The organism is Alteromonas pelagimontana, from assembly GCF_002499975.2.
Taxonomy (GTDB): Bacteria; Pseudomonadota; Gammaproteobacteria; order Enterobacterales; family Alteromonadaceae; genus Alteromonas; species Alteromonas pelagimontana.
In genome coordinates this window covers 2858839-2874182 of the sequence record NZ_CP052766.1, presented here as the reverse complement: position 1 = coordinate 2874182, position 15344 = coordinate 2858839, and the positions used below count along the sequence as shown (strand labels likewise).

The 15344-nt window shown below is 46.8% G+C and carries 12 protein-coding genes; 5 read left to right on the top strand and 7 right to left on the bottom strand.

The features are described from left to right. Positions 1 to 50: 50 nt before the first annotated feature. From CA267_RS12630 to CA267_RS12615, 4 genes are all read right to left on the bottom strand, one after another. On the bottom strand, positions 51 to 755 hold the full coding sequence (locus CA267_RS12630) for a 3'-5' exonuclease (RefSeq protein WP_083638576.1): 705 nt from the start codon (positions 753 to 755) through the stop codon (positions 51 to 53). Next, a complete protein-coding gene (locus tag CA267_RS12625; protein ID WP_075610386.1) occupies positions 752 to 2584 on the bottom strand; it encodes a DUF294 nucleotidyltransferase-like domain-containing protein in 1833 nt (610 codons plus the stop codon). Before CA267_RS12625 ends, CA267_RS12630 begins: the two co-directional genes overlap by 4 nt. 75 nt (positions 2585 to 2659) lie before the next feature. Further along, positions 2660 to 4366: a sodium:solute symporter family protein gene (locus tag CA267_RS12620; RefSeq protein WP_075610385.1), complete on the bottom strand. Its 1707-nt coding sequence runs from the start codon at positions 4364 to 4366 to the stop codon at positions 2660 to 2662. A 4-nt stretch (positions 4367 to 4370) separates the two neighbouring features. Beyond that, positions 4371 to 4637, bottom strand: coding sequence for a DUF4212 domain-containing protein (locus tag CA267_RS12615; RefSeq protein ID WP_075610384.1), 267 nt, complete (start codon positions 4635 to 4637; stop codon positions 4371 to 4373). Between the two features lie 253 nt (positions 4638 to 4890). On the opposite strand from CA267_RS12615, the gene CA267_RS12610 reads away from it, so the two are divergent. Further along, a complete protein-coding gene (locus CA267_RS12610) occupies positions 4891 to 8343 on the top strand; it encodes a PAS domain-containing hybrid sensor histidine kinase/response regulator (protein ID WP_075610383.1) in 3453 nt (1150 codons plus the stop codon). A gap of 19 nt (positions 8344 to 8362) precedes the next feature. Here the strand turns inward: CA267_RS12610 and CA267_RS12605 are convergent, their stop codons facing one another. Further along, the gene (locus tag CA267_RS12605; RefSeq protein WP_075610382.1) at positions 8363 to 8953 is read right to left on the bottom strand and encodes a mechanosensitive ion channel family protein; all 591 of its coding nucleotides are present in this window, start codon (positions 8951 to 8953) and stop codon (positions 8363 to 8365) included. A gap of 198 nt (positions 8954 to 9151) precedes the next feature. Here CA267_RS12605 and rimK point away from each other — a divergent pair, with 198 nt between their 5' ends. The 4 genes from rimK to CA267_RS12585 are packed head-to-tail and all read left to right on the top strand — an operon-like array spanning position 9152 to position 12569. Further along, positions 9152 to 10057 (top strand): 30S ribosomal protein S6--L-glutamate ligase, encoded by a 906-nt coding sequence (rimK, locus tag CA267_RS12600; protein ID WP_075610381.1) that lies wholly within the window; start codon positions 9152 to 9154, stop codon positions 10055 to 10057. After that, positions 10057 to 11091, top strand: a complete 1035-nt coding sequence (locus tag CA267_RS12595) for a succinylglutamate desuccinylase/aspartoacylase family protein (protein ID WP_075610380.1) — start codon at positions 10057 to 10059, stop codon at positions 11089 to 11091. Before rimK ends, CA267_RS12595 begins: the two co-directional genes overlap by 1 nt. 13 nt (positions 11092 to 11104) lie before the next feature. Next, on the top strand, positions 11105 to 11557 hold the full coding sequence (locus CA267_RS12590; protein ID WP_075610379.1) for an ATP-dependent zinc protease family protein: 453 nt from the start codon (positions 11105 to 11107) through the stop codon (positions 11555 to 11557). Positions 11558 to 11606: 49 nt separating this feature from the next. Continuing rightward, positions 11607 to 12569 carry a type 2 periplasmic-binding domain-containing protein gene (locus tag CA267_RS12585; RefSeq protein ID WP_075610378.1) on the top strand — a complete coding sequence of 321 codons (963 nt, stop codon included), beginning with the start codon at positions 11607 to 11609 and terminating at the stop codon, positions 12567 to 12569. Here the strand turns inward: CA267_RS12585 and CA267_RS12580 are convergent. After that, entirely contained in the window at positions 12523 to 13173 is a 651-nt protein-coding gene (locus CA267_RS12580; RefSeq protein WP_075610377.1) for a response regulator transcription factor, read from the bottom strand. The two genes, CA267_RS12585 and CA267_RS12580, sit on opposite strands and share 47 nt — an antisense overlap. A gap of 13 nt (positions 13174 to 13186) precedes the next feature. Beyond that, on the bottom strand, positions 13187 to 15133 hold the full coding sequence (acs, locus tag CA267_RS12575; RefSeq protein ID WP_075610376.1) for an acetate--CoA ligase: 1947 nt from the start codon (positions 15131 to 15133) through the stop codon (positions 13187 to 13189). Positions 15134 to 15344 lie beyond the last annotated feature (211 nt).

Here is a 15344-nt window from a genome sequence, read left to right as displayed (position 1 = left end):
CCCATTGCGTTGTGGGAGCGCAATTTACGCTGAGCACAAAGATTTGTCAATTACCCATCGGGAATTTTTCCCAAATTTTCTGTCGACAATCCCCCCGTATGGACTAAATCCTTCATTTTCGTGTTTTGACCGCTACTTAGCTGGTGAAGTTGCGCAAACCACAGTTGTAATGTAGCCATTGCGTCGTCCAGTGCATTGTGAGCTGGCGCGTCTGGTAAACCTAAGCGCTCTCGGCAAACGGGTAATGTGGCACTTTGCAATGGCAGCACTTCGTGATGCTTTTTAAGCTGATATATAGCAAATTTCATTGTATCCAGAATCACCACGTCAGCAGCAAAACAGTTCTGCTTTTGCATCAACCTGTGCAGCACTGCCATATCCAGTTTCGCGTTATGGCAAACTATTATGTGGGAATTAAGCAGCGGCACCAGGACGTCAAGTACTTGTTTCACTGGCACACCGTTCGAGATATCGGCTTGAATAAGCCCATGAATTACCGGACTTTGCGCCAGGCCGCCGTCGCTACGTACAACTTCATAATACGCAGAATCCAACGCTATACTTCCCCCCTTACCTGCAACCCATCCCACTGAAGTAATATTGGCTTCATTGACATCTAGCGACGTCAGTTCAAAATCAAGCGCCAACAGGGGAACCTCTGCCATTGCCCGTTGCTGCCATGAAGCAGGCAACAGAAATGCTGCAGGTGAAATTGTCCACAATAGCTTTTGCCACAATACCCGCGGATTTCTCACTGGCTCATACCACCAGCGAAATTCATAACAGCAGCCTGTTGAGCGCGATCTATTGCTTTGAACGCCGCCTTTAACTGGTGTCTTTCAATTGAAGATAGTTCGCTCACGGCAACAAGATTGTCGGTGACATTCTTGGCTAATTGGTGCCGCCAGCGTAAACGGTTCAAAAAGAGCCAAATATCTCTTAGATTCTCGCCATCTCTGGTAGAAAGTCCTGAACCGGCGGGTAAACTAGCCAGCCTCGCGAGGGTTGAAGGCAACGAGACGCCGTTAGCCAGTGCGTAAATTCTGACTACATTATTAATTAATGCAATTGCGCGAACTTTCAGGTCGATAACCTCTTCCCTGCTCCCCTTTTCATAAACAAATTTTTGGAACATAGATAGCGGAACTGATATTTCGTTATTGTGCCTGGCGAGGGCGGCCAGAAACATTTTCTGTTGCAACAAAGGCGCGCGGGCTTGCTGTAATGAACGAAACAGATCGGCATCGCCAGCGGCACAACGGGCATCTAAAAATATATTAAAGTGTAAAATCGCCGCTCTGGTAGGCTGGTTTATCCAGCGTTGCGCTTCTTGGATCGCCTGAGTAAGCGACAGTCGAAGTTCAGGATTAGACGCCATAATGTTACCGGCGCACAACTTTATGCCACACTTGGCCAGCCCATTACATACATACTCTGCCATTGCGGCAAAATAGGTTGCTTCTTCGGCATCCGGTTCTCGGGCAAGGAGTAACCCGTTGTCTTGATCTGACCCCATGGTTTGATCTTCCCGAGCTTGCGAGCCATACACGACCCAGGCATACGCCATGGGCGCTCTGCCCTGCTCACGCTGAAAAAAGTCGATCAGCTTGCGAGTCATAATGTCCGTAGCCTGAGACAGCACCTTACCGGCGATGTCAAAATCCCCCGGTCTTTTAGCGTGAGTCGCTAAATAGTGTGGAATTTGCCAGGAAAGGCGTGTCAGCTCATATAAATTGCCTGCTTTGGCCAATTCTCCAATAATGAACAACACATTGCCGCGCTGATGGCGAATGACATCGGAGGTGGTGATCATTCCCACGGGCTGGCGGGTAGAGCGGTCAATTACCGGGAGATGATGAATATTACGTTCGCTCATTAGCGCTATTGCGTCAAACAGCGTTCGGCCTTGGCTAATCATCGCCGGCTTTTCTGTCATGATGTCACTTACCGGACATTCCGAACCCACCCCTGCTGCCAATACGCGGCTACGCAAATCGCGGTCTGTCACAATCCCCACAACTTTTTCTGCGGCAGTTATCAGCAACGAAGACACGTTTTTCTCGGTCATTAATAAGGCGGCGTCACGAATACTTGTGGCTTTGTCAGCCCAAACGGGCGCTGACGCCATCACTTCGTTTAGCGGCTTGTACAGCCACATGGAGTTTGACTCGACGACAGCCTGATTTTGTAGCATATCAGCACGGGTGCCGCGGAAAAAGTCAGCCACAAACCCATAATGCAAAGTGCGTTTAAATGCTTCAGGTGGAAAACAATAGACTAGCCCGGGCTTGTCAACATTAACCTCCAGCGGATAGCTCACGTTATCCAGAGTAGCGGCGTAATTAAAATAATCGCCTTCGCTAACGTGCCTGACAGGCCGATCAGAATCTTTAACTGAGAACTGGCCGCTTTGAATCAGGAACAGGCACTGCCGGTTGTCTTTTAGCAGTTGCTGTTTTTGCTCACCAGCCAGATATATTAAATTGGCGTGGCTGGCTAATGCTTTTAAGCCATCAATATCCATTTGATCAAAGGGCGCCGACGATTTTAGAAAATCGGTGACCTGCTGTGGAATTGCGCTCATGCGTTTTCTTTACCTCAAAAGAAAAGGCCCACTGCCATAGTGAGCCTTGCTCATGATTTTAATTATTCACAGTGCCTAATGAGAGGATGCTTCTCCTGCCCCTTTAGGAAAACGAATACTTTCAACCAGTTCCTGAATATCTTGTGGCGCTTCGTCTGTCATCTTGAATACTGCGTAGGCGACAACAAAATTAACTATCATGCCCATAGTACCAATACCTTCTGGCGAGACACCTAACAACCAGTTTTCCGGCACGTTGGCCGCAGGATTAATAAACTTAAAGTAGATAATGTACACCGCAGTGAACGCAATACCGCATATCATTCCAGCCACTGCACCTTTGTCATTCATGCGTTTGCTGAAGATACCCATGATGATAGCAGGAAAGAAGCTGGACGCCGCAAGGCCGAAGGCAAAGGCGACCACCTGCGCCACAAAGCCCGGCGGATTAATACCGAAATAACCTGCGATGACAATGGCGACACCCGCCGCTAGTCGAGCATAAAATAATTCTGCCTTATCCGTGATATTCGGCGCAAAATTCCGTTTTAACAAATCATGTGAGACTGACGTAGAAATAACCAGCAGCAGTCCTGCAGAAGTCGATAACGCCGCCGCAACACCCCCGGCAGCAACTAACGCAATCACCCAGGCTGGCAAGTTAGCAATTTCAGGATTGGCCAGAACCATAATATCCCGGTCAACCTGCATCTCATTACGTTCGTCTCCGGAATAAAACATTTTGCCATCGTTATTCTTGTCTTCCCACGCTATCAAACCGGTTTTTTCCCAGTTTTTTATCCATGAAGGCGCCTGCGCATAACTGGTTCCTGTCATTTCTGAACCGTTGATGGTTTCAATCATATTGGTGCGGGCGAATGCAGCTAACGACGGTGCAGTAGTATATAAAATAGCAATAAATGCCAATGCCCACCCTGCACTTTTACGCGCATCGTGCACTTTGGGAACGGTGAAAAACCGAACAATAACATGAGGTAACCCGGCAGTACCTACCATTAGGGCGCAGGTAATAAAAAATACATCTATGGTACTTTTTGTGCCCGATGTGTATTCATTAAAGCCTAGGTCCGTCGAGAGCGCATCAAGCTTTTCGAGCATGTAGACCCCGGAGCCATCGGCAATGGTAGCACCAAAACCGGTTTGCGGAAGGATGTGCCCGGTAACCATAATTGAGATGAACACGGCTGGAACGATATAAGCGAAAATCATTACGCAAAACTGTGCAACTTGTGTGTAGGTAATGCCCTTCATTCCGCCCAGTACAGTATAGAAGAACACAATTGCCATGCCGATGAGAACACCGGTTACAATATCCACTTCGAGAAAGCGGCTAAATACCACGCCGACACCGCGCATCTGCCCTGCTACATAAGTAAAACAGACGAAAATGGCACACACCACCGCCACCGTTCGTGCAGTCTGTGAATAGTAGCGGTCGCCGATGAAATCCGGTACAGTGAACTTGCCGAATTTACGCAGGTAAGGAGCAAGACACAAGGCTAACAGTACATAGCCGCCCGTCCAGCCCATAAGGTAAACGGCACCATCGTATCCCATAAAAGAAATTAAACCGGCCATGGAAATAAATGAGGCCGCCGACATCCAGTCTGCAGCGGTTGCCATACCGTTCATTACCGGATGTACGCCACCGCCAGCAACATAAAAGTCGTTAGTGGTGCCTGCGCGAGCCCATACTGCGATGGCGATATATAGAACAAATGTTGCACCTACTATGAGAAACGTTAGTGTTTGAATATCCATATAATTACTCCTCGTCTACGCCATATTTTTTATCTAATGTTTTCATTCTTGCCACATAGACAAAAATGAGAATAACAAAGACATAAATGGAACCTTGTTGTGCAAACCAGAAGCCAAGCTTGAAGCCAAAAAACTGGATTTGATCAAGAGCATCTACAAATAAAATGCCGGCCCCGAAAGACACGACAAACCAAACGACTAACAGCTTGAAAAGGAGCGCGAGGTTTTCTTTCCAATATGCAATTTTGTCGTCATCATTTTTAAAAGCCATCTTTCCATCCTTCTATCAGGTTAAGCAGATGTTTTATTTTTACATTTCCCTAACGGCACAGTTTTCACTCTTACTTCATCGATTTTCGCTTTCGATTGCTTTCTGTAATTTATTTAAAAACCGCAGCCACTTTAGCACTGGCTATACTCTAGACCTGCCATGGCGTTCAAGAAATGCGACGATGGTCGTAGGTGCAATAAATATCTAGTGCGTATAATGCCACCATTATTGTTAAGGGATTGTTGCATATAATATGACTTTCGGATGGGTTTTATTAGCGTTACTGTATTTGCTGCTGCTTTTTTATATCGCCAGCTGGGGAGACAAAAATTCCCCCGCGGCCAGACGACTTACTTCCCATCCCATAGTTTATTCCATGGCGTTAGCTATTTACTGTACTGCCTGGACATTTTTTGGGGCAGTAGGGCAAGCCAGTCGGGATACCTGGATTTATTTGCCCATCATGCTTGGGCCAATACTGGTTTACCTGTTGGGCTATAAGTTTATTTACAAGCTCACACTGGTAAGTAAAAAGCAGCATATCAATACCATTTCTGACTTCATTGCTTCGCGCTATGGCAAACGTCAGGCGGTGGCACTGCTGGTTACCGTAATTGCACTACTGGCGACAATTCCTTACATCGCTCTGCAACTAAAAGCCATTGGTGCCACATTTCAACTGCTTACCCAGCAACCCGACAGCAATGCTATTGTCATTGTCGCTACCGCTTTTATCGCCATATTCGCCATCTTTTTCGGCACCAAGCAAACCGACGTTACTGAATATCGCCGGGGTTTAATGCTGGCGATTGCGTTTGAATCCAGCATTAAACTGCTGGCATTGGTGCTGGTTGCCGTGGTGGGTTACAGTGCCTGGTATAAGGCTGAGAGTACGCCAATTTTTACCACGTTTTTTAATGAACAATCGCTGTCGCAATTCGGTTCGTTCAGCTTTATTGCCCAAACCATCATGGCTGCTGCCGCAGTGGTATGTCTGCCTCGCCAGTTTCATGTCGCCATTATTGATAATCTTAGTCTGGGCCATCTGAAAACGGCGCGCTGGCTTTTTCCTGCCTACCTTGCGGTTATTGCCACGGTAATCCCCGTCATTGCTATTGCCGGGAACAATATTTTTGCCGGCGGTGATGTTGAGCCAGACACCTACGTGCTGTCCATGGCAATATATTCTGAATCGTTGCTGTTGCAGATAATTGTGTTCATTGGCGGGTTATCCGCTGCCACAGCAATGATCATTGTTGCGACACTGACGTTAAGCACGATGCTCACAAATGATGTTATTTTACCCCGCCTGTTTGCCATCGGGAACCACAGCCCCCGCCAGCGGGATTACGGCAAGCGCATTCGCTTAATTCGACGCTTAGTCATCGGTTTCATCCTGCTATTGTCATTTTTGTACCACCAGCAAATGACCAATAGTCGCTCCTTACATTCCATCGGGCTGATCGCTTTTTCGCTGGTTATTCAGTTGCTGCCTGCGGTGGTGGGAGGGCTTTACTGGAAACGTGCGCATGCTCATGGCGTCTACGCCGGACTACTGGTGGGGCTTATAACCTGGCTGTTATGGCTGGTGCTTCCGCTAGTCAACAATGGCGCCACTCATGTTGAACAGAACGAGATGTTAAGCGTCGGTGCCTTGCTGAGTCTGGTGACAAACATTGCCGCATATATTGGCTTTTCCTGGTTCGCTCCCGCGCGGTTGATAGACAGGATTCAGGCTGAAGCGTTCGTCTCGCCAGCCGATGTCCGAAACGGACCGGGGAAAAAGCATCATACTGATGTCACCATATCCGATTTGATCACTCTACTTTCTACCTTCATGGGTAGCGGTCGCTGCGAACAGCTGGTGGAAGAATATCAGCAGCTCAACCGTCGCAATATCGACCGCAAAGATCATCCCGATCAGGCATTTTTGGCGTTTTGCGAAAGAGCGCTTGGCGGAGTGATAGGTGCTTCAAGTGCAAAAGCATTGATAGACAGCATTTTGCGCGGCAAAAAGCTCGATTTTACGGAAGTGATTAACTTTTTTGATGATACGACGCAGGCGATGCAATTTAACATGACCGCCCTGCTCACGTCGTTAGAGAATATGGATCAAGGTATCAGCGTTATTGATAAACACTTAAACCTTGTGGCGTGGAATAAGCGCTACGCCACCCTGTACCATTACCCTGATGATTTGCTCACGGTGGGCACGCCGGTAGAAAAACTGATGCGGTACAACGCGCAAAAAGGAGAGTTTGGCGGTGGCGCTGTAGAAGATCATGTGGAAAAACGACTGGAGCATTTACGTACCGGTACGCCCCACCGATTTACGCGTTTACGCAGTGATGGCCGGGTAATAGAAATGGTTGGGAATCCTCTTCCCGGCGGCGGCTTTGTTACCAGCTTTAACGATATAACCGGTCATATCGAAATTCAGCAGGCACTGGAGGAATCCAATACCACACTTGAAGCCAGAGTTAAAAAGCGCACTGAGGAAGTACATTCCATTAATGCAGAACTGCGTCTTGAAATTGAACGTCGCTCAGAAGCAGAAAAGGAGCTGATCCGAGCACGCAAAGCCGCCGAAGATGCTAACGCCAGCAAAACCCGGTTTTTAGCATTGGCAAGCCACGACGTGCTTCAACCTTTGAACGCCGCCAAGCTTTATGTCACAGCGCTTCAGGAAGCTAATCTGCCGGAGAACGTAAAGGATATCATCAATAAGCTCAATCACAGCGTCACCTCAAGTGAAGCACTGATTGGGACACTGCTGGATATTGCCCGACTTGATCAGGGCGAATTGAAGCCGACAATTGAAGCGGTCAATTTACGAACGCTGCTCACGCCGCTACTTGAAGAAATGACCATGAGCGCCGATGAAAAGGGATTACAGTTAAAAGAGCGCATGCATGATTGCTGGGCACTGGCAGATAAAACCTTTTTGTATCGGATAGTGCAGAATCTGCTATCCAATGCGGTGAAATATACTGTAAGTGGAAAAGTGCTGTTAACCGTAAGGCCTCAGGGAACCGCGGTATATGTTGAGGTGCGGGACACAGGGATCGGAATATCCGAAGCTCAGTTAGGCATGATATTCTCAGATTTTTATCGCACCCATGATAGCCTGGAACACGGTGTCGGCCTTGGGCTGGGGGTTGTTCGCAGACTAAGCAATCAAATGCAAAGCAAAATTAAAGTTGACTCTGTTCCCGGTAAAGGCAGCTGCTTTTCGCTGGCGCTATCGAAAACCACACCGTGCAAACATGCGACAAGCGTTGCCTCCCCCTCTGCCACTACCTTTAAGGGCCTGCGAGTGCTGTGTGTAGATGATCAGCAGGAAAACTTAGATGCCATGCAAACGTTATTAGAAAAGTGGGGCGTGACTGTGGTCCTGGCGAATAGCTGGCATGACGCTATCCGCCAGGCCGATATTTTTTCACCCCAAATTCTGCTGATGGATTATCAATTGAGCGCCGGCCCGGAAAACCAGCAACACAATGGGCTGGAATTAATTGATGCCATTCGTCAACATCTAAATATCGCGTTACCCGCTTCGCTCATTACCGCAACCCAAGAAGATGCGTTAGTAGCCAAATGCAAAGAGCAAGGCGTGAACTATCTTACCAAACCTATTAAACCCGCCAGACTACGGGCGTTATTACAAAGTATGACCCGTTCTATTAAAGAGGCGCATAGCAGCTAGCGTCTATAAACTTTTAACGCTAAGCCTTCTCGTCATTTTTGGTCACTTGTGGCGGAGGGGTGACTTTACCCATCGACCCCCACTGCGCCTTCGGATTTACCATGATAGGGCGGGTGAGAATAAGATTGTTAGGGTACAACACCGTTTCCCGATCCTGCGTAACCAAACGCGTATTAAAAAGATTGATATCGGCGATGTAACCTTCGATAAAATTATCGCCATCGAGAACACGTAGATAATTCCCGCGCCGATAAGCTACGTTCGTCAGCAGGATAAAATAAGCGGTTATATTGCTGATTAACGACCAGCTGGCAAATAAGGCCACGCCGGTAAGGGTAAGAATAGAGGTAGAAAGTACCAACAAACCAGAGAAATCGAAGCCCCAGGCAGCAAAAATGAATGCCAGCGTCACCGTAGCAGCAAGAATGCGCGCAGCATACAGCCCTTTAATCGCACTGGAAGACTTAAGTTTGCTACTCTCGATATTTCTTTCTAATCGGGGAATGACAAAACGGGTAACCGCGACGTAGAATAACAGCATTACGCCGGTCCAGATTAAATTGCTCTGATAGGACGTGATCCACTGTGATATCTCCTCTAACCACAACATGTTAGGTATTTCCTCAAAAACATTAAATCAAGCTAACTACCGATAGCGTAAGAAAATTTTAACAACATAGCCATAATATCATCTATAGTTAGATGACGTATATTTTAAATTTTTAGTCTGTTCAGGCGATCGAATTCACTGTGCAGCCGTAAATTTGCGAATGACATAAAAATAACCCCGACAGGAAACCGTATTTCCATGCGTATTGCCATACTTTCTCGCAATTCAAATCTTTATTCTACAAAACGTCTGATTGAAGCAGGTGTAAACCGCGGCCATGATGTCGATGTGATAGACACCATGCATTGTTACATGGACATTACCAGTAGCAGGCCGTCAGTACGTTATAAGGGAAGAAAGTTACCTTATTATGATGCCATTATTCCGCGAATCGGCGCATCAGTGAGTTTTTACGGTACTTCGGTGGTCAGGCAATTCGAGATGATGGGAACCTATAGCATCAATGAATCTGTCGCCATCAGTCGCTCGCGGGATAAATTACGCTCGTTACAGTTGCTCTCGCGTAAAGGTATTGGCATGCCGCGAACGGGCTTTGCCCATCATCCCGACCGTATTGATGATCTTATAAAGAATGTAGGCGGTGCGCCGGTAGTTATCAAGTTACTTGAAGGGACGCAAGGTATCGGCGTGGTACTGGCTGATACACAAAAGGCCGCTGAATCCATTATCGAAGCATTTATGGGACTAAATGCCAGCATTTTGGTGCAGGAATACATAAAAGAAGCAGGTGGTGCGGATATCCGGTGCTTTGTAGTGGGCGGCAAAGTGGTAGCGGCTATGAAACGCCAGGCCGCGCCAGGCGAATTTCGGTCTAATCTGCACCGCGGTGGCTCTGCCAGTCTGGTAAGATTATCGCCGGATGAACGTAAAACCGCAGTGGACGCCGCAAAAACCATGGGCTTGAACTGTTGTGGTGTGGATATTTTGCGTTCTAATCACGGCCCTGTTGTTATGGAAGTTAACTCATCTCCCGGGCTGGAAGGTATTGAAAAAGCCACCAGCAAAGATGTAGCTGGAATGATAATCGAATTTATTGAAAGATCAGCGAAGCCTAACAGTACAAAAACCAAAGGGAAGGGATAGTGAGTTTTACCGAACTGGAGATTGGTGGGGTAGTAGTACAGCCGGGAGAAACGGCAAAAATCGAACTGGAAATGCCTCCTTTGTATACAGCAACGAACATGAGTATTCCCATTTATGTAAAACGGGGAAAGCGCCCGGGCCCTACGCTGTTTGTATCAGCAGCCTTGCACGGCGATGAGCTCAACGGTATTGAAATTGTGGGACGGCTAATAAAGTCTAAAGCCATTGCTAAACTTCGTGGTACGTTGATAGCCGTGCCTATGGTGAATGTTTACGGCGTATTAAACCAGTCCCGTTATCTGCCCGACAGACGGGATTTAAACCGAAGTTTCCCTGGCAGTAAAAAAGGTTCAATGGCTGGACGTTTAGCTAATCTTTTCTTTAAAGAAGTGGTAAGCAAATGCGATGCTGGCATCGATCTCCATACCGGCGCTATCCATCGTAGCAATCTGCCCCAGATCCGCGCCGATCTGGATGATCCGGAAGTGCTGGAAATGGCCAAAGCTTTTGGCGTGCCGGTTTTACTTAACGCAGATATTCGGGACGGTTCCTTACGACAAGCGGCTAGCGAGTCAGGTGTTAAAATATTACTTTACGAAGCTGGCCAGGCTTTACGGTACGATGAGTTTTCCATTAGAGCTGGCGTCCGTGGCATAATTAATACGATGCGTCATTTAAACATGCTTAACAAAAGCCACAGTAAAGGCCATGATATCCAGCGGTTTATCGCCAGAGAAAGCGGCTGGGTACGTGCACCTGAAAGCGGTTTTGTGACTCATCTGGCTCAGTTAGGTGATCATGTTAACAAAGGTGATAAACTGGCTTCAGTTGCAGATCCGTACGGTGCGTATCTGGCGGCCATTACCAGTCCGGCTGAAGGGGTAATAATAGGTAAGCAGAATATTCCATTGGCACAGGAAGGCGAAGCCATTTACCACATTGCCTATTTTAAACAACCCGACTCGGTGGCTGAGCACGTTGAGCTGTTGCAGGATAATCTTGTGCTGGGCGATCAACCTCTTGTCGAAGAATAAGCGAGAGTAACTGATGAAAACAACCAAAAGAGTAATCGGCGCATTGGAGCTATGTGACCTGCCCGACCTGGCGATTTCCGGTTTAAACGTGAGAGTAGACACCGGAGCCACCACATCATCTTTACATGTCGACAATCTGGAAGAGTTCGAAAAAGATGACGAACTGTGGGTTAGCTTCGATATTCACCCCGACATTCACAACGTAGATAGAATTGTACGCAGACAGGCAAAAGTTCTGGGGAAAAAAAGAGTAAAAAGCTCTACCGCTACTCGTGAAAAACGTTACGTTATCAGCACCCCCATTGTTATGGCAGGCGAAGAATGGATCATTCAGATCACGTTGACAGACCGCTCAGAAATGACGTATTTAATGTTATTTGGTCGTGAAGCCATGAACGGCCGTTTTATTGTCGATCCTGAATATGATTATGTTCTTACTGAAAAGCCAGATGCAGTAGAAGCCTAGCTGTACTGCCATTCCTGAAATTGAGGAAACATGGAGCGATGCGAAAACCATGAAGTGTTATCGCTGTTGTATCATAGCGTTTTTCAGTTTTTTGACTGTTGCGGCTCCAAAAGCTCAAGCTGATGTTATTGCCGTAAACGACAAGGTTTCTGTTCAGCCACTTCACATCCCTCGCGTACATGCCGGCACTAGCCCGTTCTACAACTATGTGGTTGAGTTGCTACAAATGACGATGGATGTTACCAGCGACCAATATGGCAAGGCTGTTCTGGTTGCCAATGCAGAACCCACCGTTCAGGAGCGTCAACTACGTAATCTGCAAGATAAGTACTTGGACGTTACCTGGAGTGTCACCAGCTTCGAAAGAGAACGATACTCTCAGGCTGTGTATGTGCCCATCGCGGCTGGTCTCTTCGGCAAACGACTCGCTATTATTCGTAAAAATGATCTTCGATTTAACTCCCCTCTCCCATTAAATAAGCTTCAGAAGCTAATAGCTGTTCAGGAAGAAAGCTGGCCCGATACGACAATTTTGAGAAGCAGCGGATTCAATGTCATTGGTGCTCCTTATCTGCCTGCATTTAAGATGCTTAAAAAGAAATTTGTAGATTATTATCCGCGCGGCGTACTGGAAATAGGTTATGAGTTAGAAAATCCTCTTCATACAGCGTTAACTCTGGAACCTCATTTAGTTATTGTCTACCCCAGTGCCATGTTTTTCTTTGTATCTAAAAACAACATATTGCTTGCTGAACGACTAGAAAAGGGGCTAAATCTTCTAATAGAAAACGGAAAATTACAGCACTTGTTGCATAGCCAGGAATTTTATCAGCATGCTCAGGAGCAGTTAAAAAGCAGAGTGCAGTACATAATCCCGAACCCTTTACTTAGCGATGCTGCGCAACAAGCTTATCAACATTATATTCCGCTTATTTCAAAGCAAAATTACTTAAAAAGGGAGCCAATTAATGATGACTTACAGGAGGCTCCAGCTCTAGTTGGGAAGCAATAAGTACCGCTTGGGTTCGGTTATTGATATTAAGTTTTTTAAAAATAGCGGTAACATGCGCTTTAACTGTGGCCTCAGCTATCTCTAGATTATAGCCTATTTGCTTATTCAGCAATCCGTCTCGCATATAGCAAAGCACTTTGTACTGTGATGGTGTTAAGCTAGCGACTTTATCAGCAAGCGCCGAAAACACTTCATCAACCTGTTCAATTTTTTCACTCACCGAAGCCGGTAACCATATATCACCGTTTAAAATAACCTGAACAGCACTGGCAATATCATCCGACCCAGCGGTTTTGGGAATAAAACCAAGTGCGCCAACCCCTACAATTTTTGAAATAATAGACGCATCTTCAGTGCCGGATACCACCGCAACCGGAAGACCAGGATAGAGCTTTCGTATATGTAAAAGCCCAAATAAGTCATTGCTACCAGGCATATGAAGATCCAGTAGCAACAGGTCAATATCTTCTTTTTCAAGTATATCGACTGTTGCTGTCAGATCCCCCGCTTCCAGCAGCTGAAGGTCGGGAAGAGACAAAGATAACGCCCCTCGTAGTGCATCACGATATAACGGGTGATCATCAGCAATTAGCAGCGTTATCATTTTCTTTCCGTGATTATTTGTTTAAGCGCTCCTCAACGAGTGTATCAACAACCGAGGGATCCGCCAATGTTGATGTATCGCCAAGTTGATCATGCTCGTTAGCTGCGATCTTCCTTAAAATACGGCGCATTATTTTACCAGAGCGTGTTTTCGGAAGCCCCCTTGACCACTGGATTTTGTCCGGCGTGGCAATTGGGCTGAGTTCAGCTCGCACCCATGCCTTCAGCTCTTTCGCCAGCTCTTCATCCGGAGACACACCTTCGATAGGCGTAACATAAACATAAATACCTTGCCCTTTAATATCGTGCGGGTATCCAACCACCGCCGCCTCCGCCACTTTAGGATGCGCTACCAGTGCACTCTCAATTTCTGCGGTTCCTAAACGGTGACCCGATACGTTTAACACATCATCTACACGACCTGTAATCCAGTAGTAGCCGTCTTCGTCACGACGAGCGCCATCGCCGGTAAAATACGCCCCTTTGTACGCGCTGAAATAGGTACTTTTAAAACGCTCATGATCGCCATACACTGTGCGAGCCTGACCTGGCCAGCTATCTTTGATAACAAGGTTACCTTCAGCAGCACCATCAAGCTCCTTCCCTTCAGGATCAAATAAAGCCGGCTGTATTCCGAAAAAAGGCCTCGATGCTGAGCCGGGTTTTAACTCCGTAGCGCCGGGTAGCGGTGTGATCATTATGCCACCTGTCTCTGTTTGCCACCATGTATCCACAATCGGACAACGCCCTTCTCCAAGTACACGGTGATACCATTCCCATGCCTCTGGATTAATAGGCTCTCCGACTGAGCCGAGTATCCGCAAAGACGATAAGTTACACCCTTCTGCTGGCTTATCGCCATGGGCCATTAAGGCGCGAATAGCAGTGGGTGCAGTGTACAGGCTGTTCACCTTATACTTTTCAACCACCTGCGCTATCCTACGGACATCTGGATAGGTGGGGACGCCTTCAAAAAATACCTGCGACGCACCATTTACAAGTGGCCCGTAAACCATGTAGCTATGTCCGGTCACCCAGCCGACATCAGCCGTACACCAGTAGATATCGTCCTGACGATAATCAAAGGTATATTTAAATGTCATGGAAGCATACAACAAATAGCCTCCTGTGGTATGCACCACACCCTTAGGTGTGCCAGTCGATCCAGATGTGTATAAAATAAACAGAGGATCTTCGGCGTTCATGACCTCAGGTTCACACTGCCCCGAACAATCTTCTACCAAATCTTCCCACGTTACGTCGACTTCCTCGTTCCAGGTAACGTCACCGCCAGTTAACTTATGTACAATGACATTGGTAATCGACGGACAAGCGCCATTGGAAAGCGCTTTATCCACATTTTTCTTCAGCGGAACGGCACGTCCGGCACGGCGTCCTTCATCACAGGTAATGATAACTTTGGTCGCGCTGTCATTAACACGATCGGCAATGGCATTAGGCGAAAACCCGCCAAAAATAACAGAATGCACGGCTCCAATCCTGGCACAAGCGAGCATAGCGTACGCAGCTTGCGGAACCATAGGCATGTATATCGCTACACGATCACCTTTACCAACACCGAGATTTTTCAATCCATTAGCCAGTTTGCACACTTCATAATGAAGTTGCTGGTAAGTAATTTCTTCGCTATTTTCAGGAGAGTCGCCCTCCCAATATAAGGCGGTTTTTTTTGCTTTTGTTGCAAGATGCCGATCGATGCAATTGTAGCTGGCATTGAGTTCGCCATCTTCAAACCATTTAATGGAAACTGTATCCGGACCAAAATCTGTATTCTTTATTTTTGTTGGTTTGGCATACCATTCCAGTGTCGCCGCACTCTCTTGCCAAAAAGCAGCGGGATTTTCTACCGACTGCTTATACATCTGACTATACTGCGCGTCGGTCAAATGCGTGTTTCGTTTTATTTCCTCTGGGACAGGATACGTTTTACTGGCAGTCATAAACTAATGCCTCCGATTATAAAATTCAAATGCTACAATTAACTAAAACAATGTAGCTTTTCTTGTTTAAAGCAAAATGAGACTTTGGTCTTAGCAGAATTGCCATCTTCAACAACCCGGTAAGACTTTCGTCTAATAGACCATCTGCTTATTTGCAAATTCGCGAATGTCGGCCAAATTATTCAGGGTTAACTCTATTTTTACACATTTT

Excerpts from the sequence above, each read along its gene's own strand:
- CA267_RS12625 (WP_075610386.1), bottom strand. The coding sequence starts at position 2,584 with ATGAGCGCAATTCCACAGCAGGTCACCGATTTTCTAAAATCGTCGGCG.
- CA267_RS12620 (WP_075610385.1), bottom strand. The coding sequence starts at position 4,366 with ATGGATATTCAAACACTAACGTTTCTCATAGTAGGTGCAACATTTGTT.
- CA267_RS12615 (WP_075610384.1), bottom strand. The coding sequence starts at position 4,637 with ATGGCTTTTAAAAATGATGACGACAAAATTGCATATTGGAAAGAAAAC.
- CA267_RS12610 (WP_075610383.1), top strand. The coding sequence starts at position 4,891 with ATGACTTTCGGATGGGTTTTATTAGCGTTACTGTATTTGCTGCTGCTT.
- CA267_RS12605 (WP_075610382.1), bottom strand. The coding sequence starts at position 8,953 with ATGTTGTGGTTAGAGGAGATATCACAGTGGATCACGTCCTATCAGAGC.
- rimK (WP_075610381.1), top strand. The coding sequence starts at position 9,152 with ATGCGTATTGCCATACTTTCTCGCAATTCAAATCTTTATTCTACAAAA.
- CA267_RS12590 (WP_075610379.1), top strand. The coding sequence starts at position 11,105 with ATGAAAACAACCAAAAGAGTAATCGGCGCATTGGAGCTATGTGACCTG.
- CA267_RS12585 (WP_075610378.1), top strand. The coding sequence starts at position 11,607 with ATGAAGTGTTATCGCTGTTGTATCATAGCGTTTTTCAGTTTTTTGACT.
- CA267_RS12580 (WP_075610377.1), bottom strand. The coding sequence starts at position 13,173 with ATGATAACGCTGCTAATTGCTGATGATCACCCGTTATATCGTGATGCA.
- acs (WP_075610376.1), bottom strand. The coding sequence starts at position 15,133 with ATGACTGCCAGTAAAACGTATCCTGTCCCAGAGGAAATAAAACGAAAC.